The organism is Nitrosovibrio tenuis, from assembly GCF_900109785.1.
Classification (GTDB): Bacteria; Pseudomonadota; Gammaproteobacteria; order Burkholderiales; family Nitrosomonadaceae; genus Nitrosospira; species Nitrosospira tenuis_A.
The window spans coordinates 1-1,210 of the sequence record NZ_FOBH01000030.1 but is presented as its reverse complement, the minus strand read 5'-3'; the positions used below and the strand labels follow the sequence as shown (position 1 = coordinate 1,210).

The 1,210-nt window shown below is 54.0% G+C and carries 1 pseudogene; it reads right to left on the bottom strand.

The features are described 5' to 3' along the window. A pseudogene (locus BMX00_RS14240) lies at positions 1-1,193 on the bottom strand (hypothetical protein); the annotation flags it as partial. Positions 1,194-1,210 lie beyond the last annotated feature (17 nt).

The following is a 1,210-nucleotide window of genomic DNA, read 5'->3' as shown; positions in this document are numbered from 1 at the left end:
ACCGGCGCCTTATCCATGTCTGCATGCGAGAAGGTGTGATTCATGAAGCGGAAATTGGCTTTGTTGGCAACCACCGCCGCCACCAGGTCATCGGTCAGGTTTGCAGCGAGGGTCGCTGCTTCCGGATCCAGCACTGCCCCGGCACCATTGAATGGAAAATCCAGCTTGAAAGTGGTACCGGCTGTCGGATGGGCGGCACGAAAGGCGATCTGTTTGCTCACCGCGTTCGTGATATCGGCGCTATTCAGTCGATAGGTAGTTGCAGGGTTGGTTGCCTTAAGAGCGGGATCCCATAGCTCGTCAGCAAGAAACAAATCGTCCAAATGGGTGGCCAGATGGACAAAGCGCGCCCCAATGAAGACGCCTTGTGTCGCCCAGTTGATGAACTCGTAGGCCAGGACCTTGGAATGAAGAAGGAAGTCGGCATTTGTAATCGTCGAGATCATGACCTCGCGTACCGGTGTTGTCTGCGGAGGCAGGACGTATTGCACGATCGATACCAGGGCCTCGCCATTCTGGGTTTTAAGGAGCGGCACAACGTTGGGTTTAGTGCCGTCCCGCAGGAGGGTACCATCGTTTCGAGGGTTGGCCGCGAAGGCAAAGTCCGTAACTGGAAAGGGACTGGCCGGGTTCACATACTCAAAAACCTGCTTGCTGTATGTGGCAGGCACTGCCCACTGGGCATTGTAGGAGTTTCCGCTGGACGAAAAGACCAGGCCATAATCGAGGTAAATGCCGAAAGGAGCGTTCGGGTCCCAATAAGTGGCTGGCCATCCTGACAGCACCGCTTCGCGTACGCCAAAGCTTTTTTCATAATCGTGCAGGACGTCCCATTCCGCTGGCGTGAAGTTGGGAACCAGGTCTGAGTCCGTCAGGATGATGCCATTATAATTGCCGACACAACCCGCATCCGCAGCTTTACAGCCGGCGCCGGCCGAAGAAGCGGCGAGCATTGCAGCCGTCAAGTCCTGTGTTTCGGCATTCAATACATCATATGGCACGCCCATCTCATCCAGGACGGGCTTGATATAGGCGAATCCCATATCGTTCGCTATCTCACCGGTCGTGATGAGCAATACCCTTAATTTAACGGCATTATCGGCAAATGCGGGAGCTGCTCCAACAATTGACGCCAACCATATTGTCACTGAGACAAGCAGTGAGCATTTCATGCTCGGGTTCTTCTTTTTCATGAATGAAATCTCCTTTT